Here is a 19,858-nt window from a genome sequence, read left to right as displayed (position 1 = left end):
ATTTAAGTCCCAATGGGATAATACAATAGCTGTTATTTAAATAGCTCCAAAATTTCAGCTACATCAACTTTTCCAAAATACGAAGTTAGATCTATGGCTTCCAACAGCGCTCTGATTTCTTCCAATTGATGTTTTTTTCCAATCAATAGTTGCTCCAGTTCATGAATAGATTCAGAAGCAAAAAAATCCCCGAAAATCTTAGCATGCTCAATAGAACCTTTATGTACATCTAAATGTAATTCTATAAAACCGGCGGGGATCTTGATTGCCTTTTTAAAATTATAATTCGGAGAGAAACCGAAATTCCAGTCCCAGGTTTCATATTTTTCCTTCACCAGATTCTCGATGTTCTGGATATCAGTTGCAGAGAAATGAATGATCTCCGCATCAGGATTTTCACGCTGCATTTCTGCGATCAATAGTTCCTTAAATTTTACCGTTGTAAAACCCTGAGGTAGATAACCGATCAGGTTGGTCACCCTTGCCCGGTTGGACTTGACAGCTTTATCGACAAATTTAAGCGGGTTTACCTTCAATGCATCACTCAATATCTGCATCTGCGAATCAATTAAAATAGTACCATGCTGAACCATTTTACCATTTTTTGCAAGCTTAGCATTTCCACTAAACTTCTTTCCATCCACCAGCAGGTCGTTCCTTCCCTCCAGTTTGGCCGGAATATTCAATTTGTTCAAAACAGTAACAATAGGTTGCGTGAAAGTCGAAAAATCCATAAAATCAAGATTTCCCAATAAGGTGTGAAAGGAAAAATTGAGATTTCCTAAATCATGATATACTGCACCACCGCCAGACATTCTCCTAACGACCTTAATCTTATTATCATTCACGTAATCAAGGTTAATTTCGGCCAAAGTATTCTGAAATTTGCCGATAATAATTGATGGATCATTCATGTACAATAAGAAAATGGGTTCTTTCGGATATTTCGTGAGCAGGTATTCCTCAGAAGCAATATTGAAATAAGCATCATGGGAAGGCGAATCAATAATAAACATCGTATTTTTATATTTTCTTAAAATTAACAAGAATTTAAATGCCTTGATTCATCTCAAACTCATAATTTCCATCAATCCCACGTTTTGTCAGCTTCCTATCACAACAATCCTAATTACCATTAAAAGATTTCAAATGACACCAAAAACAACTTAGTTCTCAGAATCAGGTATGCTTTTAGACAGCCCAGTCAATTATTGATCTTTGCCCCCCCTTATTATAAAACCAATTACATATAACCGCCTTACTATACACCCGATGAATTTCTAGCAGATCTTATTTTTTCTTCAAGGTTTTTGATAATCAATGCGGAAAAATCTTCTTTTACAATCTCTTCTGTTTGGCATAAAGCTCCCGGACTAAAAACATTTATTTCCATAATACGATCGCCCACGATATCCAAACCAACAAAATACATTCCATCCTGTATCAATTTGTCTTTGATTTTATCAACCATAAGTAGCAGCTCCGGCGAGATTATCGCGGTTTGGGTTTTTGCCCCTTGGTGCACGTTGCTCCGGATCTCATTCCCCTGCTGCACACGGTGAACAGCAGCATATTTTCCATTGATGGAAACGGGTTCACCATTCAACAGAAAAAAACGGATATCCCCAGCAGCTGCTTCTGGCAGATACTCCTGCCCTATCACATAGCCATCCCTGGCAATCGCCTCGACCGTTTGTTTTAGATTCTGTTGATTATCTTTATTGATCAAAAACACATTTTTCCCACCAGACCCCTTTAAAGGTTTTAAAATAATCAGTCTATTTTGTTGCTCAAAAAACTCGACAACATCAGTATAATTTCTGGTTACAATTGTTTTGGGTCGGATAGACTCGTCAAAACCCTCGAGATACAATTTGTTACTTGCCCGGCCCAAACTATCGGGATCGTTAATGACCTGTACACCTTTTTCTTTTAATAAAGAGGCGAACTGCAGCGCAGATGAAGCTGCCCAGGGCCGATTCACCATATCCAAAACAGGATCGAATCTAAGCCAGATCACATCCATCTTCTCCAATTCCATTTTTGTCTTTGCTGTAGCTCTCAATACCTCCATCAACTGCTTTGCAGAGGTAATCTGTTGTGTAGGAAGCACCTCACGCACATGGGCGGCAATATGGGCAGATTCATAATAAAAATCGGCCAGTCCAATGTAATAAATCGCATGCCCTAGCTGATGTGCCTTCAATGCAAGCAGGGTTGTTGTGAAACGTTCAGTTTCTTTATGAGTCTGATTAATAACAAATGCTATCTTCATATGGTGTCGCTGATTATTGTATCATCTGAAATATTCCTTTACTTTTCTTCAGGTTGGTTAACACATCTTTATAGGGTGAGCTCAAGTATTTGGGTGTTAACACCGGTGCATTCAATACACCCTTAAGCATTAATTCTTCGACTATTGGGATATAATCTTCCCTGATCTTGCCCATAGTCAGCAAGGTGAGATCCCGACCACTTTTTATATAATTTATCAATTCGATCAAACCACTGAGGTACAACGCATCTTTTGTGAGCCCTCCGCTTCTAAAAACACGCATAGTCATCTGAAAAGCCGTCTCTGGCAGAAACTGATATTTATCTACCAACAGCGCGAATGTATCTAAAAAAGTATTTCCCTGTTGCATGTGATATACCGCCACCACCCTACCGGCTAATATGCGTAATCGATTATTCGTCAAGCCTCCAACCAAGTATTCGGCGAGTACGGCCAATCCCTCCTGAAGCTTCTCATATCCTGGAACTCCCAATCTAAAAAGGCTGAAGGGCTGTTGCTTGCCATTATAGTAGGTGACAATATGAGTCCCAACTTCGTGTTGGATCAATGCCTGTACCCGATGTCGGGGCAGACTATATTGTTTACTGATATTTAGCACCCCTTGATTCACCATCACTCCATAGATATCATCCCGAAGCCGTACAGTCGTACCAAAATTAGGATCTTGGCTTTTTAAATAATCCAGTTCTTCCTGTGCTAGTTTCGCAAACTCTTCTGCATAGACGACATCCTCTTCCTTTGTTTGATGCTCCCTGTCAGTCGCTGTAATTGTTAATATGGCCTGCGCTTTTTCCAACAGCTTTTCGTTGACGGTACCAAACACCTGCATGCTGCCAAGTAAAAATCCCTCTTTCCCCCTTTCGCTCAGCATGCTCATCATCTGATCGAGCTCTTTGCGTTTATCCCGAAACAAATAAGCTATGGAAGGGTCATAAAGGTCTTCAATATGTAGATTATAGAGGTTACGTTTAATAATATCGGGATCAATCGGCATGGGTCTATAATGAAAAACAGGAACCCTGCGATAGTTTCCCTTTTTGAACTGCAGCCAGGCGTCATAGGAATTTGTCGGTGTTACCAACAATAGAAAATCAAACCGCTGGCTTTCACGGGCCAATTTTTGATCGATTTCCCAAGCCAAAGGAAGCATCTTTTTGGGATGACTAATTTTAAATGATGTTGGCTTTGACAGGGTATGTATGCGAATAAATTCAAAAAATGTTTTGGATAAACTTCGGGATATAGCCTCACGAAAATGACGAAGATCAATGGGAAGTATTTGTTGGTTGGCCCCCAGCAGATACTTCGGTTTGATTTCTAATCCCATATACAAGATATTACTATTTAGTTTATCCAATTGTATACTCGCTGGAGAGAGACTCTGTGTCGCATTGGTTTTCGTGTCGGTCACAATTTCGACTTTTGCAATAGATTCCTCCGTTTCCAATTGCTTTCCAAGATATTGTGCAATGGATTGTACATTTTTCCGGGCAATATGGATCTGAATATCTTCTTCCTGCCCCGGGCTTGCCGTCCAAGCTTCTATAATTAGACATGCACCAAATTCTTCGACGAACTGGTTAAGTATCGGTGCGATCCAGTCCGATACATTCATTTCTGGGTCCTTAACTCTAAAATACGCAGGTTCGGATTTTACCAGTTCCGCCAGCATCGGATCCGGACTAAAAAACTGTCGATACAAAAATAAATAAGGCACAACCTGATTGAATACCATTTTATTTTTTGGTGGTATCTGCGTATGAAAAACCTCCTTATTTTTGATTTTTTTTAGGATAGCCGCTAACTGCTTCGTATTATCTTTCATAGGCAAAATAGGATTCGAGGGTGTCAGTGGTTTGCATTAAAAGTTGCTTATATTCCTGTAACTTTTGAGGGTAGACCTCTCCGGTCCATTCATTCATAAAGTCCTTGCGAAACTCAATAGAAAACACACAACCCTTATCGCCAAATTGCTCATTTAAATAAGATGACAAAAAGCCACCCTTAAATTTAACATTCTCACGCACGTCATAGACCTGCCCATCTTTACCCGTACGAAGCACATCCATCAATGAGCTGGTCAATTCCTGCCATTTGCTGTGATTGTTTGCTGTTCCAATATTAATCTGTGGATTGTTTACTTTGTCGATCATAGCCGTCGGCCCATCTCGGAGCGCATTATAGCTATGAATATCATAAACAACAAAATAGCCATAGCGGTCAATGGTGTTTTGAATCTGCTGCGTTATCTTCCGGTACAACATGTCATAAGATTCGTACAGTTGATCTTTTATTTGTTGCGGCAACGCTGACCTCCAGACCTGAATTCCCCAGGACTGTTCGGGAGTCAGATAAATCGCTCCATCCTTACTCCGATTTAAATCCAGTTGGAACCTCGATGTGCCACAAACAAAGCGGTTAAAGGGCAATTCTGCCAAAATTGCTGTATACGGATCCTCCTCACGTAAACGATCTTCGGGAGCAATATGTAAATACGTTTCTAAATCCGCATCGATATGATGACCATCGTGGATAGCAAAAGCCCAAAAAGGGCTTCTATAATTTTCGAATTGATAAAGATAGGATAAGGACATGTACTTTATATTAAACAGTTTTAATGATTATTTGCTCACTCTGATTAAGTAAACGCTTACAAGCGATAAAAGGTTTGAAAAATAAAATACTAAAGCCTTGTTACAAGGAAGTACCGACGTGTTAGCCATAGAAAGCGTTAAAAATCGTTAAACCGACTGACTGATTTATGCCCTGGCATTCTTATTGAAAGTTGTTTACTAGTTTCATAAATTTAGGTTAATAATTAGTTAGTTTATAAAAAACCTGTTAGTCCCCGCTAACAGGTTTTTTATTTTCTAATACGAAAAGAATATAAATATTAGAATATTTTACTGAAAATCAATATAGAAATACAAAAAAATGTTAAAAAATCTAAAAAAGTGAAAATAGTTGAAACATTTTATATTCTCATCACGTTATACTTGTACTTTTCATAAATTTAGGTTAATAATTGGTTAGGAAAACTCCTGTTGCTCCCCGCTTCAGGAGTTTCTGTTTATCAACAGTTTAAAAAATAAAACAGTAATAACCCTTAATATATCTGCATCCTTTAACACATCCACCTCCCATGATGGATTCAATAGAGAATTAGCTTTTTAGAGTCAACGACTTTAGCGATTTAACCAAAATTGGAACGAAATTATAAGTTAACAAAAAAATGACATTTTATTCATCTTAGATAAATAAGTTTTGGCACAGGTCTTGTACTGTTTTAAATATTCATAAATTTAGGTTAATAATTGGTTAGTTAAAACACTTGAAGTTCCCCGCTTCAAGTGTTTTTCGTTTATGAAGTTTTACTATTATCACACCAATTGTTTGAGTGCAATCTCGTAAGCTCGGGATGATAATTGGGTGCAGTCGGGAGAAGAATCCCTTATTTTTTTCAGCGCTTCAAAAATCACCTTTGAAACGTCTGAAAAGATGGCATCATCACTCATTTCAATATTTCGCTGCATTAAATAAGCAAATACCCTGGCCATACCACAATTGGCTATAAAATCAGGGATTACCGCGACACGTCGATCCGCAAATTCCATAACAGGTCCATAAAATATTTCCTGATCAGCAAAAGGTACATTTGCACCACAAGCAATGACTTCAAGCCCATTATCCAAAAGTTGCTGTATTTGATCTTTGGAAACCAAACGTGAAGCAGCTGCAGGCACAAAGATTTCGCTCTTCAATCCCCATATTTCCTGCTGCATCTGCTCAAAAGAAATCAAATCCGGAGCATGCAGCTCATTACCTTTTCGCGTCAGGAATAACTGGGTAATATCTGACTCACTAAAACCATCCCGATTGATCAAACCACCGGCACGATCAATAATTCCGACAATTTTTACTCCCAATTTGGATAAATAGAATGCCGCCGCTGCAGCAACATTTCCCCACCCCTGGATGACTGCACGTTTTCCAATACAGTCGTTCCCGAAAAGCTGATAATAATGACGAATGGATTCAGAGACACCATAGCCAGTGATCATATCCGCAACCTTGTATTTACGCTTTAAATCCGGACTATAAGTATTGTCCTCCAAAACTTTAGAAACACCATAACGCAACTGTCCTATTTGATGGATACGATTACTCTCGTTTACTTTAAAGTGCCCATTCAATATACCTTCCTGTGGATGCCATAGTCCATATTCTTCTGTCAGCGGAATGACATCATAGATCTCGTCGATATTGAGGTCCCCGCCTGTGCCGTAGTAGTTTTTTAGTAATGGCGTCACCACTTTAAACCAGCGGTCCAAGACTTCATTTTTTCGCGGATCGTCCGGATCAAAATCAATTCCGGATTTGGCCCCACCAATCGCTGGTCCTGAAACAGTAAACTTTACCTCCATCGTTTTGGACAGGGATTCTACCTCATGCCGGTCTAGGCCTGCACGCATACGTGTACCACCACCAGCTGCACCGCCTCGTAAAGAGTTAATGACAACCCATCCCCGTGCTTCAGTTTCGCTATCCTTCCATTCAAATATAATTTCTGGACTCCGATGCTCAAATGCGCGCAATAATTCTTTCATACCCAGCATGTCCTTATAGATTACCTCTCCGTTCTTGTTCACGTTCGATCGCTTCAAAAAGTGCCTTAAAATTACCAGCGCCAAAACTCTGTGCACCTTTTCGCTGAATAATCTCATAAAATAAAGTAGGTCGGTCTTCCACAGGTTTGGTAAAGATCTGTAGCAAATAACCCTCTTCATCACGGTCTACCAAAATACCCAGTTCTTGGATCACCCGGATTTCTTCATCTATTTCACCCACTCTTTCTGATAACATATCATAGTAAGCTTCTGGAGGTGCACCGAGAAATTCAACTCCCCTGGCTTTAAGTTCCTTCACTGTACGTAAAATATCCTTTGTTGCCAATGCCACGTGCTGAACACCCTCACCTTCGTAAAACTCGAGATACTCTTCTATTTGAGATTTCTTTTTGCCTTCAGCGGGCTCATTGATCGGAAACTTCACATAGCCATTGCCATTGCTCATTACTTTGCTCATCAAGGCGGAATATTCCGTATTGATCTGCTTATCATCAAAGGACAGAATGTTTACAAAGCCCATAACATTCTGATACCATTGGACGGTTTCATTCATTTTATTCCAACCTACATTGCCCACACAATGGTCGACATAAAGCAAACCGGTCTCTGCCGGACTGTAATCGCTTTCCCATTTCTCATACCCGGGCATAAATACGCCGGCATAATTTTTCCGTTCGACAAATAAGTGTACGGTCTCACCATACGTGTAGATCCCCGCAGTCCAGACCTCCCCATATTCATCTTGGCGTAACTCGGGCTGCTGATAGACCTTTGCGCCCCTTTTGGTGGTTTCTTCAAACGATTTTCGGGCATCATCCACCCATAAAGCCAGAATCTTCACGCCATCACCATGTTTCTTTACATGTTCTGCAATAGCATGATCCGACTTCAGCGCCGTGGTCAGTACTAAACGTATTTTATTTTGTTTTAAGACATAGGATGCACGGTCCCTGACCCCTGTCTCAGGCCCTGCGTATGCCTCTGACTGAAAACCAAACGCTGTTTTGTAGTAATGTGCTGCCTGTTTGGCATTGCCAACGTAAAATTCAATGAAATCGGTTCCATTAATAGGTAGAAAATCTTGCGCTTGGGCAGTTTTTTCCGCAAATGTATTTGCCATAATGTATATAAAGGTTATTCGTATTCAATTTAACTCATCCATGATTTAAAATAATCCGGATCTTCTATTTTTAACGCTTCTTCTGTCAGCATTAGTGGACGAAAAGGATCAATCATCACGGCAAGTTCCTCGGTTTTAACCTGCCCGATACTCTTTTCTACTGTACCTGGATGTGGTCCATGCGGTATACCGCCTGGATGTAAGGTAATCTGTCCTTTTTCAACGGATTTCCGGCTCATAAAATCGCCATCGACGTAATACAATACTTCATCTGAGTCTACATTGCTATGGTTGTAAGGTGTCGGTATAGCTTTTGAATGATAATCATAAAGACGCGGGCAAAAGCTACAGAGCACAAAACTATCCGTCTCAAATGTCTGATGGATCGGTGGCGGCTGATGTAATTTCCCGGTAATCGGCATAAAATCATGAATCGAAAATGCCCAGGGAAAATGATAACCGTCCCAGCCAATAAAGTCAAAAGGATGACTGCCATAAACATAGGGATAGATTAAGCCTTGCTTTTTGATTTTGACCTCAAAGTCACCAAACTGGTCAAAAGTTTCCAAGTCTTGTGGTATCCGAATATCGCGCTCAAAAAAAGGCGCGTGTTCCATCAGCTGCCCAAATTCATTGCGGTAACGCTTGGGTGTACGTACCGGAGAAAACGATTCTACGATAAATAGTCGGTTGTCCGTCTGATCAAATTCCATCTGGTAAATTGTGCCTCTGGGAACAACCAGATAGTCACCGTACTGAAACGGAATACTTCCATATCCTGTCTTGAGTTTCCCTGTTCCTTGGTGGATAAAGATAATCTCATCGGCCTGACTATTTTTATAAAAATAATCGTTCATGGATAATCTGGGTGCAGCAAGCGAAATATGGAGATCCTGATTAACCAGAACGGGTGTCCGGCTTTCGAGGTAATCATCTTTGGCCTGCACCTGAAATCCCTTTAGACTGGTATGCTTAAGGTGTTTTTCACGGGCGATGTTGGGTGCCACCTCATAAGGTTCATGAATCTGCTTCACCAGTGTAGGTGGATGGCAATGGTACACTAACGAATAAAGGCTAGAAAAGCCATGAGTGGAGACCAATTCCTCCGCATAGAGCGTATTATCGGGCTTTCTAAAAACAGTGTGTCGCTGTGCTGGAATTTGCCCTTGTTTAACATAAAATGGCATAATTCTACGATTTAAAACGGTTATAAAAAATAATGAATATCAATGTGCCGATTAACTATTGGCAAAAAATTCGGAAGGATTAGTATTGGGCAAAAACGATATCCGCTATAATTGCTTTGTTGAACGCAATATAGGGCATGGATGACGCAAAGCGATATATTCCACGATTGATCATTTTTACAAGTTTATAATGTTAGTATAAAGATAAGTATATTTTTCTATTTCAAGGAAAGAAATATTTTTTTTAAAACTTATACAATATATTTGTACTGCATTCAACATTAAATAACCAATAAAATTTCGATATGAGAATTGTTACGTGCTCAAAAAATGGTCAACACGAACTAGGAATTGTGATCGATGACCGGGTATATACTTGCTCGGATATCGCTCCTTCTCTTCCGACTGACATGATTGGTTTTCTAGCGGGGGGGGAGGAAATTATGGCCGAGTTAACGCATTTCCATCAGGCTTTAACAAGGGGCGGCATAGCGAGACCTTACCATTCACTATCAGAAATTCAACTTGTTGCACCTGTCCCCCATCCGACTTCGGTACGTGATGCCTATGCTTTTCGACAGCACGTAGCAACATCAAGGCGGAATCGTGGTTTGGATATGATTCCTGAATTCGACGAATTTCCCGTTTTTTACTTTTCCAACCATCAGGCCATACAAGGTCCGGGCCCTATACGCTGTATGCCTTTACATCTTGAACAATTGGATTTTGAACTTGAGGTAGCTATCGTGATCAACAAAAGTGGCATCAATATTCCCGCCTCACAGGCCGATGAGTATATAGCTGGGTATATGATCATGAATGATTTTAGTGCCCGAAAACTTCAAATGGACGAAATGAAATTAAGTTTAGGTCCCGCTAAAGGTAAAGATTTTGCGACGGCAATCGGCCCTTGGTTAGTAACGAAAGACGAATTGGAATCTTATAGAATTAAGCCCTCAGTGGGCCATATTGGCGATAAATATGATCTCGCCATGTCGTGCCGGGTGAATGGCCTGCAAGTTTCCGCTGGTAATTTTGCGACAATGCATTGGACATTTGCGGAGATTATTGAACGCGCTTCCTACGGCGTGCGTCTATTCCCGGGTGATGTGATCGGATCGGGAACAGTTGGAACCGGCTGTTTTTTAGAGCTCAATGGCACTGGGCGCATCGAGAATCCCGCTCATCAGGATCAATGGTTGCAAGTAGGCGATCGGATCGAGTTGGAAGTAACAGGTTTGGGAACACTTTCCAACTCCGTTGTATTATACCACCAATAAATCTACTCAACTAATGAATTCTTCTTTCGATACAGTCACTTTTGAGTCCTTGGCTGATAAAGCCATCATGGATAATTTAATCAAATATGCCATTGCACCTCGTCCAATCTGTTTTGCGAGCACGATCGATGCGGAGGGCAATGTCAACCTGAGTCCTTTCAGCTACTTCAATCTGATGTCACACCAGCCACCCATATGTGTCTTCTCCCCCTTACGTCGCATGCGCGATGGAAGTACCAAGCATACGCTGGACAACATTCAGGAAGTCAATGAAGTCGTCATCAATATCGTAAACTATACGATGGTACAGCAACAGTCACTGGCGAGCACAGAGTATGCTAAGGAGGTAAATGAATTTGACAAATCTGGGTTTACACCGATCCCATCATTACACGTTCGCCCGCCGCGGGTAGCAGAATCCCCGGTTCAGCTGGAATGTCGTGTGAAAGAAGTGATCGCTTTGAGCGACGAACCCGGAGCAGGAAATCTCGTTATTGCCGAAGTTATCTATATGCATGTGCACAAACACCTCTTGCACAAGAACAATACGATAAAACAAGAGGAGCTCGACTTGGTCGCCCGTCTCGGGGGTGACTGGTACTGTCGCGTAACCAATGAAAACCTCTTTATTGTTCCTAAGCCACTCCGCAGTCTGGGCATCGGTGTAGATCAGCTGCCCCAAAGTGTTCGCCTTTCCAAAGTACTTACCGGAAACCATCTCGGGTTACTGGCCAATGTTGAATCCTTGCCGGTTTTAGAGGAAGCCACCAAAGAGGATAAATATTTAAAATACCTTCGGCTGAATTTTCCACAAGGCTCACCACAATTGACACAAAAAGTACATGCTTATGCTGCGCAATTGTTGGATTCAGAGCAATTGAACAAAGCATGGCAGATACTATTAAGTTTATAAAAAGTACTCCATATTACTGCACATGGTAGTAAAATAGGGAAGTATAGGCAGACTGTTGCTTTAGCCCGTGCATACCCTATTTTTTCATATTTGGAATCAATCATTTCACTTAAGAGTTATTTAAGACTTCCTTTTTTGCAACACGTATACCATCAGCAATAAGTTTTTTCAACCTGGGGCGCCTAGCAATAATATCCTGAAGCTTATTTTCGGCACAATCAGCTAAATTATTGGCTTTATATGCCCAGGCGATCTCATAAAGTTCAACCAAAGCGAGCCAGTGATCTGTAGTCTCGGCAGCCAACTCGCTAAAGATACCCATCCAACGCTCCGGGTCAAAAGCTTCTGTCCTAAGTTTTCTTATTGCTGCATGCAATGCGACCAGCCTAGAATCTTTTACATCAGTATACGATGAAGCTGTTGGTTCCTCCAGTTCTTTATCCAGCGATTCATATCCATCTTTATCTGCAGCGCCAGCAAAAACTGAAATGATCTCAGCCCCCACCGCCATATCATAGGTTCCCCATTCAGGTTTAAAGTAAATTTCCGCGCGATTATTGCGATAAACTTCGCAGTCTTCAAATGAAATCAATACAATCTTCCCCCCCTGATGCACAATCTGCAAAATAATACCGTCAACCACGATGCCTGAAGAAAAATTTAACGTGCATCGCTTTTCTTCTACAATACCATAGTTAGCGAGTTCTTCGGTTGAGAAGTCCTCCAGATCCATATTGCTTTCCTTTAAGCGACCGACGGGTGAACCAAATCCTTCCCGATGATAGTCTATCCCCTGTCCTTCCAATTGTTTCCCTGAAAAAGCCAGCGCTGTGGGTCCTTCTGTTTGTATATAGGAAACAACTTGATCTGCATTGGCGGTTTTAAAAACACCAGACACCTGCAATCCGGAACGATAGACAGCCGTACACACTGCCCCACATTCAATCGCTTTTTCTAAACTTTGTTTCCCTCCAAGCCGGAAAGCCATGGTATCAGCAAACTGATTCAGCACGTCCATCAAATGATCAAAATCGGGCGTGACAAACAGTTGCGGCTGCGGCTTGGTAATATCATAGGAGTACGATACCGTATTTAAGTCATAAGGCAGCTTGGGTACCGACTTTTGCATACAACTCGCACTCTCACCTATAGAAGACAACAGTCCAGCTCCATAGATCTTCGGATCATCCAGCGTGCCGATCAGCCCATACTCTACCGTCCACCAGTGTAGCCTGCTTAATAAAGCCATTTCAGAAGGCTCACCCATATTATCCTGAACGATCTTTAGATGATTTTCCGCATCCGCCAGTTCGGCTTCGCTAGTACCCGCATGTTCTTTTAAAATGGATAAGTGGCGAATCGCCTCATATAATTCAAAATCCTTACGGGATGACAGTGCTTTTGTACCAATTTCACCAAAGTATTGCAAGTAAACAGCATAATCCGGTTCGCCTATGATAGGCGCATGCCCCGAAGATTCGTGAATAATATCCGGTGCTGGTGTATACTCAATATGTTCGAGCTGCCGTATATCCGCCGCGATAACCAATACCCGATGTGCCTGAAATTCCATGAAAGCGGCGGGTGGTATAAACCCGTCCACCGTCACTGCGCCCCAGCCGATCTGCTTCAAGCTATCGTTCATCTGTTGTAGATCCGGGATATGTTCGATTGACAAACCCGCTTTCTTTAACCCCGGTATATATGGATAGTAAGCTACGTCTTTTAAGAAAGAATAATTCTGACGCATGACATAGCGCCATAAGGCTTGATCCAAAGCCGTGTAACGCTCGTATCGCTGTGCGACTACATAGCGCTTTAAATGTTTGGGCAGCTGCTCCAAAACAATATTATTGTATGTTTCCATTTATAATCGGCATCAAAGTAAAGTCGGAGACTCTGTATGAAGATAAAAATTATTTATGAGTTCCGAAAGAACAGATCTATATTCTTATGCTTATTTACAAAATAAATAAAACACATAAAGACAACAACCTTACTAAACAACTTTAAAAAAACCTCTTTTTCCTAATTTAATTCTTAAACCAACATCCAGACCAACGAACTTATCAGGATCTGTACATTTGTCTAAATCGATCTGAACAGCACCTTCAGCAATTAATCGGCGGATAGCGGATTTACTCCTATTCTTTTCTAAAAAATGACAGAGATCAACAAGTTTTACAGCACTGCCGAATCGTTCCAGTATAAGCTTTAGTGAAACTTCTTCAAAACTTTTATCATCCAAATTTTTTCGTTGAAACTGCCTAACGAAAAACTCCATTGCAGCCGCAGCGGCTTGTGGTTGATGATATTGACAGACGATATTATGTGCAATAAGCTTTTTGACTTCCATGGGGTTTTCCCCCATTTCTAGGCGTGATTTTAATAGCGTCTTTTCCCCTTGACTAAAGTCTGTCGTAAGATCAATATATTCCGTAATTAAGCTGTCCGGTATGGACATCACTTTACCGAACATATCGTTAGGCTCGTCCAAAAGTCCAATCGTATTGTGTAATGATTTACTCATCTTTTCCTTACCATCCAAGCCTTTGAGTAATGGCATACATAAAACAACTTGTGGATCAAGATGGAAAGATCCCTGCAGCTGACGCCCCATTGTACAATTAAATAATTGGTCAGTCCCGCCCATCTCAATATCGCTCTTGATATGCACCGAATCAAAACCTTGCAATATCGGATAGATGAGTTCATGCAGGCCGATGGGCTGGTTCTCGGTAAAACGTTTGTGGAAATCATGGCGCTGCATCAGCTGTGCTACCGTCACATTTGAAACAAGCTGAATCACCTCCGTAAAATTTAATTTGTCCAGCCAGTCGCCATTAAATACGACTTTCGCCTTTGACATATCAAGAATTTTGGACAATTGTGTAAGATAGGTGGATGCATTATCATCTATCTCTTTCTGATTCAGCTGTTTGCGCGATTTATTTTTTCCCGTCGGATCACCGATCCGCGCCGTAAAACTGCCAACCAATACTACAACCTGATGTCCCAGTTCCTGAAATTGCTTTAACTTTTTTAATACCACGGCATGTCCCAGATGAAGGTCAGGAGCAGTAGGATCAAAGCCTAACTTAATAATCAACGGACGCCCCGCTTCTTTCGACTGTTCCAATTTGGATTTCAATCCTCCTCTCGGCAACGTAACTTCGATGTTTTCTTCTAAATTTGTTAACATAATGATTAAAAACAAAAAAGCCCGAACGTTATGTTCGGGCTTAGCTATATAAATAATTGAATTTTTTAAATTTTAATACGCATAGGTTCCCGAACTACCATCGGGAGATAATAATTAAAGAAAAATGGAAGACGTAATATATTGTTCATTTCCTTCATTGACAAGACAAAGTTAACGCAATATTTCTAAAATCCAAAAAGTCATAGCGTACAATAACTTTACGACGAACAGATCACGGCTACACATTATCGCCATCTCTACCTTTCGTTTCTTCTACTCCATTTTTTTCCAATAGTTTACCTTCTGCATTATATACATACCTTTCAATATGCCCATTTTGCTTTTTCTCAACGATTTTCTTCAGCAACAATTGATTTTTAAAGTACTCTCGATAAGTTGAACCGTTGGATATGTACAATCGTTCTACGAGATTATTCTGCTGATATAAGTCCGTATAATTGATTTTATTTTTTTTATAGGTATGCTTAAGTAATTGACCTTCTTTATTGAACGACTTAGACTCCACGACCTGGCCAACGCAATCCAGCTTTGCTTTATAAAGTAACTTATTATCCAAACTATAGTCCGCTTTACTATGGTCAAATTCATTTTCAACAGTATAATAGGTATCAAAAAAGGTCTTCAGCACCTTTTTCTTTCCCAGGTTAGCCTGGTATACCACAATCTTCTCTTGGCTGATCTTACCCTTTCGAAAATCGCGCTGCACACTTGACGTATCCGTAATTGCGTATTGAAAATTCAAAACCGCATCCGTTTTCACTTCCATCTGTTGCATTATGCCATGTCTTACCTGAACGATAGCGCGTTTGCCGTCCTTTTCGATCTTAAAGTTGCCACCCACCAAACCTTCTTGGTCAATCGTAATAAAAGCACTTGAAGGGCCCATAAATTGATTTTGCTGTAGAATATATTTTCCAGGCTTCAACTTAATTGTGCTTCCTTTTTCAATTACACGAATAGTATCCTTTGGAGATTCCGATAAATGCAACTGATAAGTATCTTTATCTAGGCGAACATACTCCTGGGCTACGGCTATTTGTTTCAACAAGGCGATACATGGTATTAAGAAAAAATTCAATTTTAGCATATTGTAATAAGTTTGTTGCAAAAAGAATAGTACAATTATTACACCAAAAATTAGGAACGGCGAAAATCCTCGTGGACAAATACTGAATAAACGCAGATTAATAACAGCGTAGGATTCACAAAAAAAGGGAGATAAATCGTTAAGATATATCTCCCATGTATTATTTATAAAGAAATCGTCCTATCAAACGGATTCAAGATATTGTGCATAGCAGTATCCCTCTTCGTTATCGTTGGTTCTTACCAGCCACCATTGATCGTTTGCTTTGCTAATCAAAGTGATAATTTCACCTTTTGCTGCTTTACCAACGATAGGTTGGTCTGTCCCAGGACCTTTTCTGATATTTAAATTACTATTTTCTGTGATAACTTTCACCTGACTTCCCGGTACTTCGGTCGCTACATCAACATTTAAAACGACATCGCCGGTCTGAAAGTTTGGATCTATATTGCCATAAATTTCCCACAGTTTATTTTTCACATCGGCAGTAGGTGCGGTACCTCTAATTTGAAGCACACCGTCCATCTCAGCGTAATTCAGATCGTTGACTCCTGAAGATTGCGCAGTATCCAAAAGAACTTTATATTTTTCTTGTAATGACATAATTTTTGCTATTTATTTTTTAACAACAATACCACTCAAATCCACTTTTTTGGGATTCAGATTATCCAAACCTTGTTTCAGTGTTACAATCTTTGCTTGCTCTAACGTACCTGTCACCGAAATAATGCCATCTTTGACACTGGCTTGCACCGACGGAAAATCTTTCATGAAAGTGTTTACAGCCGCCCCGAGTACAGCATCGTTATTCGATGTTTCAATTGGCGCTGGAGTGGTCGCTACTGGAGCACTCACAATAATATTATTTTGAATGGACTTCACATCCTTATCCCCCGCGGTCTTCGCGATCGATTCGATTTGTTGTTTTTCTTCCTCTGATGCTACTGTGCCGCTGAGGATTACTTTTCCCTTCTCGACCTCAACATCTACGGTTTTACGTCCTGTCAGTGCATTTTCAATCTTCTCCTCCAATTTATCATCTGATAAACCTGATTTACATGCAGAAAAAGAGAGTGCTGCCGATGTTGCCAAAAGACAAAATGTTAGTTTGCAAAATTTCATATATAAATAATTTGTTTTTTTAAAGGCCAGATGGAATATCCAAATTCTATTCTTGAATGTTGTATTTCAATTCTGCATATTCATCAGCCCTATATTAATTTATAATTTCCAACAATTCCTTAACAAACAGACAAGCCAATTGTTTGTCAGATAATTTTAAACCTTAAATCACTTGTTGGATCATAATTATATCATTAATTTTAAAAGCAGCGGGTGTGAATGGTATAGGGGCTACATAAGGATTCAATCGATAAATATTCATTATGGGGTTTTTGAACAATATTTTTGGAAAGAAAGAAAATAAAAAAGATAATATACAGGATTTCTGGAATTGGTTTGTAAAACACGAACGGACCTTTTTTCAAATTGTAAAAAATAGCGATCATATCGATCAGAATTTTTTCAGCAAGCTCTCCCCCAAAATCGACGCACTTCGAAAAGAACTCTACTTTCTAACAGGCATGTATAACGATGATATAGCTGAACTTGTCATCACTCCTGATGGGGTTGTAAAAAATATCGCATTTGTCGAAGCATTAATAGATGCGGCCCCTTCCCTTCCAAACTGGAAATTTACTGCTTTAAAACCAGCAATCGAAGATATGGAGAAATTCAAAATATCGATGTATGGATTCTCCTTTGATATTAACGAAATGCATTTCTACCCTATTGAACACATCTATCGTCCAGATGATGTCGACATTGTTATCACTCATCCCGAATACACAGAGGAAAACAAGGCTAACATCGCTCACGGGGTTGAAATATTCTTAGATAATTATATTGGTGAGCTAAACTCAATCATCACCATAGACAATTTAAATGTTACTTCCAGCAAGCAAGCAACGGGAGAACTCATTCCACTGATCAAATTAAAAGACTATTTAATATGGCGGGAAAAAGAATTTGTCGAAAAATACACGGATATCAATCACGAAACTGAAAATGATTCCTATACGGCTTTTGAGGGCATGCTTGAAAATAATTTACCTATTTTAGCCATAATAAATACGACACTTTTGGACTGGGATGGAAAGGCATCACATCCTTGGATCGTAATATTACGGATCAATTATGATGGAAATGCGACAAATGGCATGCCTGATCAGACAACATATGACCTGATGGATAAATTCGAAGATGAACTAATGGCATGTCTTCCATGTGATATTAGTTTTCTCAATATTGGCAGAGAAACCGCGGACAACTTAAGGGAAGTTTATCTTGCATGCACCGAATTTCGAAAATCATCCCAAACGATAGATCAATTAATAATGCTGTATCAGAATAACCTCCAGATAGACTATACGGTCTATAAAGACAAATATTGGAAGTCTTTTGAGCGGTTCAACAGGACAGTGGAATAATAACATTCATTGGAGTCTTTACAACGAATCCAATTTTCTTACTAAACGCAATAGCGCTAGGTAAGGGCTTTCCGATGTGATTAGAGATTTTAACCAGGCAATGAATCCGAAAACAAATAAATCCTGATTTTCGGAGTTGTCAGCCATTGCGTCTATATCTGCTACAAAAGCATTATTCTTAACAATAACTGGATTCTGCAAATACTTTTCGACTAGTGCCAAAAAATTAACAACACGACCTTCACGCACTGTTTCCAGATATTTTTTATATCGGCGCTTAAAGCTTTTCACGCGCGAAACTGCTAGCTCAATATCCCCAAACTGAATATAGATCAATATTTCCAACAAACTTTTACGAATTGTCCATAGCATGCCCATTTTTTTCTCATACCAAGCATCCGTTCGGATCATTTTCCTCCATTCTGTCAATGCAAGCTTATCTTGGACTTGTGTCAAAAACATAACCAGACATAATTGTAAATCTGCAAGATCACTTTCATTAGACTTCGATGTTGACTGTTGGATCCCAAACCTTAAAATAGCAAGGGCTTCAACTCCCTCGCCCATATAGTGGTAGTTTAAAGCCTTTAGCAAATAACAACGTAAGTGAAACTGAGCATAAAGAATGCTTGTTGAAGAACAGCTTTGAATTAATAGCTCCAGGTACCTTAGACTTTCGTGAAATAACCGATTCCGCAAATTAAAGTTAGCGAGATAATAGAGAATATGTAAGTAATAAAACAAGTGATGAACCGAATTTACCTTTTGTTTTGTTATAAATTCGTCACTCGTTTTCAGGAATGACCGCACCAACGTATAATTCTGGTGTAAAGAAGCATATTCATTTGCAATAAATAATATCTGATAAAGTGACTTAAAGGACAATAACTCCCCTAACGAAATTTCATACTTACCGATTGTATCAAGCACTAATTTATTCAGATCAACAATCTTTCCTTTCAAATGGATGTCTTGCAATTCGGCCCTCAAAAGCGCATAAGCTATCTGAAACTTTGCTTCCTGCTGCATCTTATACTGATTCCCCCTAAAACGATCGATCAGTAATTCCAAATTAAGGCTAGGTTCTAAATATGCATATTGCAACCTGACTTGGAGGATTTCATTGAGCAAACTAAATTGTTCAAGAAACAGCGCCTTATTTTCGGCCCGTTGAAGACATTTAAACCCAAGTTTTATCAGATGATTTTCTAACAAAAAACGCCCCACTACAAGCAACCTCAAGGCTTCATGCGCCTCACTATTGTCTCGCTCAAAGATCTTGTTTGAAATATAAAATAGCAGACTATCATGTAATCTTTTTCTTAAAGCATGATAAGCATCCTTATTTCCCGAAGATTGGTAGAGTTTTTTTAATCTATTTATATCATCAGTTTCCAAAATTTCAAGCAACCTGATATTTTTGACATCTTTCCGTTTATTTTTCTTTTTCAAAAGCGCTTTAAAGTCCTTTATATCTTCATTATTCAATACACCAATGAGTTCTACAATTGCATCCATATCATCGAAATTTAACAGAAAATCAAATCTAACAAATAAAAATATATCATCAGTATTTCCAATAAATTGGTTTTATATAATGGAGAATCCTATTGATATTTGAATCAACAAATAACA

Annotated in this window: 16 protein-coding genes; 3 read left to right on the top strand and 13 right to left on the bottom strand. The window is 39.7% G+C overall.

Annotation, left to right across the window (positions count from 1 at the left end):
• Positions 1-32 precede the first annotated feature (32 nt).
• The 7 genes from lplA to HPC41_RS16345 form a co-directional block, all read right to left on the bottom strand.
• Entirely contained in the window at positions 33-1,016 is a 984-nt protein-coding gene (gene lplA / locus HPC41_RS16375) for a lipoate--protein ligase (RefSeq protein ID WP_172395075.1), read from the bottom strand.
• A 245-nt stretch (positions 1,017-1,261) separates the two neighbouring features.
• Positions 1,262-2,275: an ATP-grasp domain-containing protein gene (locus tag HPC41_RS16370; protein ID WP_172395074.1), complete on the bottom strand. Its 1,014-nt coding sequence runs from the start codon at positions 2,273-2,275 to the stop codon at positions 1,262-1,264.
• A 13-nt stretch (positions 2,276-2,288) separates the two neighbouring features.
• Positions 2,289-4,121 (bottom strand): peptidase MATCAP family protein, encoded by a 1,833-nt coding sequence (locus tag HPC41_RS16365; RefSeq protein WP_172395073.1) that lies wholly within the window; start codon positions 4,119-4,121, stop codon positions 2,289-2,291.
• Positions 4,111-4,890, bottom strand: coding sequence for an N-formylglutamate amidohydrolase (locus tag HPC41_RS16360; RefSeq protein WP_172395072.1), 780 nt, complete (start codon positions 4,888-4,890; stop codon positions 4,111-4,113). The genes HPC41_RS16365 and HPC41_RS16360 overlap by 11 nt, the downstream gene beginning before the upstream one ends.
• A gap of 786 nt (positions 4,891-5,676) precedes the next feature.
• Positions 5,677-6,945 (bottom strand): Glu/Leu/Phe/Val dehydrogenase dimerization domain-containing protein, encoded by a 1,269-nt coding sequence (locus HPC41_RS16355; RefSeq protein WP_288811421.1) that lies wholly within the window; start codon positions 6,943-6,945, stop codon positions 5,677-5,679.
• Positions 6,917-8,044 (bottom strand): 4-hydroxyphenylpyruvate dioxygenase, encoded by a 1,128-nt coding sequence (gene hppD / locus HPC41_RS16350; protein ID WP_216660803.1) that lies wholly within the window; start codon positions 8,042-8,044, stop codon positions 6,917-6,919. The genes HPC41_RS16355 and hppD overlap by 29 nt, the downstream gene beginning before the upstream one ends.
• 29 nt (positions 8,045-8,073) lie before the next feature.
• Complete coding sequence (locus HPC41_RS16345) at positions 8,074-9,231, bottom strand: homogentisate 1,2-dioxygenase (RefSeq protein WP_172395071.1); 1,158 nt, start codon at positions 9,229-9,231, stop codon at positions 8,074-8,076.
• 305 nt (positions 9,232-9,536) lie between these two features.
• On the opposite strand from HPC41_RS16345, the gene HPC41_RS16340 reads away from it, so the two are divergent.
• Together HPC41_RS16340 and HPC41_RS16335 are read left to right on the top strand one after the other, a co-directional pair.
• Positions 9,537-10,511: a fumarylacetoacetate hydrolase family protein gene (locus HPC41_RS16340; protein ID WP_172395070.1), complete on the top strand. Its 975-nt coding sequence runs from the start codon at positions 9,537-9,539 to the stop codon at positions 10,509-10,511.
• 13 nt (positions 10,512-10,524) lie between these two features.
• Positions 10,525-11,424, top strand: a complete 900-nt coding sequence (locus HPC41_RS16335) for a flavin reductase family protein (protein WP_172395069.1) — start codon at positions 10,525-10,527, stop codon at positions 11,422-11,424.
• Positions 11,425-11,533: 109 nt separating this feature from the next.
• Here HPC41_RS16335 and HPC41_RS16330 read toward each other — a convergent pair whose 3' ends face one another.
• The 5 genes from HPC41_RS16330 to HPC41_RS16310 all read right to left on the bottom strand — a co-directional run bounded on the left by HPC41_RS16330 (position 11,534) and on the right by HPC41_RS16310 (position 16,856).
• Positions 11,534-13,291 (bottom strand): aromatic amino acid hydroxylase, encoded by a 1,758-nt coding sequence (locus tag HPC41_RS16330; RefSeq protein ID WP_172395068.1) that lies wholly within the window; start codon positions 13,289-13,291, stop codon positions 11,534-11,536.
• 132 nt (positions 13,292-13,423) lie between these two features.
• Positions 13,424-14,626, bottom strand: a complete 1,203-nt coding sequence (tyrS, locus tag HPC41_RS16325; protein WP_172395067.1) for a tyrosine--tRNA ligase — start codon at positions 14,624-14,626, stop codon at positions 13,424-13,426.
• Between the two features lie 238 nt (positions 14,627-14,864).
• Positions 14,865-15,734, bottom strand: a complete 870-nt coding sequence (locus tag HPC41_RS16320) for a hypothetical protein (protein ID WP_172395066.1) — start codon at positions 15,732-15,734, stop codon at positions 14,865-14,867.
• A gap of 183 nt (positions 15,735-15,917) precedes the next feature.
• Complete coding sequence (locus HPC41_RS16315) at positions 15,918-16,337, bottom strand: SH3 domain-containing protein (protein ID WP_108633042.1); 420 nt, start codon at positions 16,335-16,337, stop codon at positions 15,918-15,920.
• Between the two features lie 12 nt (positions 16,338-16,349).
• The gene (locus tag HPC41_RS16310) at positions 16,350-16,856 is read right to left on the bottom strand and encodes a BON domain-containing protein (protein ID WP_172395065.1); all 507 of its coding nucleotides are present in this window, start codon (positions 16,854-16,856) and stop codon (positions 16,350-16,352) included.
• 263 nt (positions 16,857-17,119) lie between these two features.
• On the opposite strand from HPC41_RS16310, the gene HPC41_RS16305 reads away from it, so the two are divergent.
• On the top strand, positions 17,120-18,223 hold the full coding sequence (locus tag HPC41_RS16305) for a DUF695 domain-containing protein (RefSeq protein WP_172395064.1): 1,104 nt from the start codon (positions 17,120-17,122) through the stop codon (positions 18,221-18,223).
• 18 nt (positions 18,224-18,241) lie between these two features.
• Here HPC41_RS16305 and HPC41_RS16300 read toward each other — a convergent pair whose 3' ends face one another.
• Positions 18,242-19,741, bottom strand: coding sequence for a hypothetical protein (locus tag HPC41_RS16300; RefSeq protein ID WP_216660802.1), 1,500 nt, complete (start codon positions 19,739-19,741; stop codon positions 18,242-18,244).
• Positions 19,742-19,858 lie beyond the last annotated feature (117 nt).

The organism is Sphingobacterium prati (genome assembly GCF_013167215.1).
Lineage (GTDB): Bacteria > Bacteroidota > Bacteroidia > Sphingobacteriales > Sphingobacteriaceae > Sphingobacterium > Sphingobacterium prati.
This window is presented reverse-complemented; position numbering and strand designations above follow the sequence as displayed.

Excerpts from the sequence above, each read along its gene's own strand:
- HPC41_RS16300 (WP_216660802.1), bottom strand. The coding sequence starts at position 19,741 with ATGGATGCAATTGTAGAACTCATTGGTGTATTGAATAATGAAGATATA.
- HPC41_RS16365 (WP_172395073.1), bottom strand. The coding sequence starts at position 4,121 with ATGAAAGATAATACGAAGCAGTTAGCGGCTATCCTAAAAAAAATCAAA.
- HPC41_RS16310 (WP_172395065.1), bottom strand. The coding sequence starts at position 16,856 with ATGAAATTTTGCAAACTAACATTTTGTCTTTTGGCAACATCGGCAGCA.
- HPC41_RS16345 (WP_172395071.1), bottom strand. The coding sequence starts at position 9,231 with ATGCCATTTTATGTTAAACAAGGGCAAATTCCAGCACAGCGACACACT.
- HPC41_RS16370 (WP_172395074.1), bottom strand. The coding sequence starts at position 2,275 with ATGAAGATAGCATTTGTTATTAATCAGACTCATAAAGAAACTGAACGT.
- lplA (WP_172395075.1), bottom strand. The coding sequence starts at position 1,016 with ATGTTTATTATTGATTCGCCTTCCCATGATGCTTATTTCAATATTGCT.
- HPC41_RS16335 (WP_172395069.1), top strand. The coding sequence starts at position 10,525 with ATGAATTCTTCTTTCGATACAGTCACTTTTGAGTCCTTGGCTGATAAA.
- HPC41_RS16330 (WP_172395068.1), bottom strand. The coding sequence starts at position 13,291 with ATGGAAACATACAATAATATTGTTTTGGAGCAGCTGCCCAAACATTTA.
- HPC41_RS16315 (WP_108633042.1), bottom strand. The coding sequence starts at position 16,337 with ATGTCATTACAAGAAAAATATAAAGTTCTTTTGGATACTGCGCAATCT.
- HPC41_RS16320 (WP_172395066.1), bottom strand. The coding sequence starts at position 15,734 with ATGCTAAAATTGAATTTTTTCTTAATACCATGTATCGCCTTGTTGAAA.
- hppD (WP_216660803.1), bottom strand. The coding sequence starts at position 8,044 with ATGGCAAATACATTTGCGGAAAAAACTGCCCAAGCGCAAGATTTTCTA.
- HPC41_RS16360 (WP_172395072.1), bottom strand. The coding sequence starts at position 4,890 with ATGTCCTTATCCTATCTTTATCAATTCGAAAATTATAGAAGCCCTTTT.
- HPC41_RS16305 (WP_172395064.1), top strand. The coding sequence starts at position 17,120 with ATGGGGTTTTTGAACAATATTTTTGGAAAGAAAGAAAATAAAAAAGAT.
- HPC41_RS16340 (WP_172395070.1), top strand. The coding sequence starts at position 9,537 with ATGAGAATTGTTACGTGCTCAAAAAATGGTCAACACGAACTAGGAATT.
- tyrS (WP_172395067.1), bottom strand. The coding sequence starts at position 14,626 with ATGTTAACAAATTTAGAAGAAAACATCGAAGTTACGTTGCCGAGAGGA.